At 44.0% G+C, this 282-nt stretch carries 1 protein-coding gene; it reads right to left on the bottom strand.

What is annotated here, in order from left to right; genetic code table 11:
* On the bottom strand, positions 1–207 hold a 207-nt coding region (locus tag JEM65_RS22725), incomplete at its 3' end, for a hypothetical protein (protein ID WP_233530826.1).
* Positions 208–282: the final 75 nt, after the last annotated feature.

The raw sequence follows: 282 nt of genomic DNA, 5'->3' as shown, positions 1-282 counted from the left end.
AGAGGTTCTGAAATTGAACTCGAAAGCTGATACATTCATGCGCTCGGGAAAAAAATACTCCCAGGGACACTCGACTTTAAAATCATGAGGCTCATCAATCCAAAATAATGTAGACCAACTCATGTGTTCCACAATGAGGCCGGAATCAAAGTTACGATTGGGACACATTAAGGTTGCTAACCAGCTTTCTGGTCTATGTAATGGCATTTTGCCAAACGTTGCTAGTTATGCCCGTATTCCGCGAAATTTTGGCTTGGGTTCGCCAAAGGCCCAAAGAGGCGA

It is taken from the genome of Gelidibacter salicanalis (assembly GCF_016469035.1).
Classification (GTDB): domain Bacteria; phylum Bacteroidota; class Bacteroidia; order Flavobacteriales; family Flavobacteriaceae; genus Gelidibacter; species Gelidibacter salicanalis_A.
Note: the sequence above shows the minus strand (reverse complement) of the source record. Positions and strands in the feature narration are given on the sequence as shown.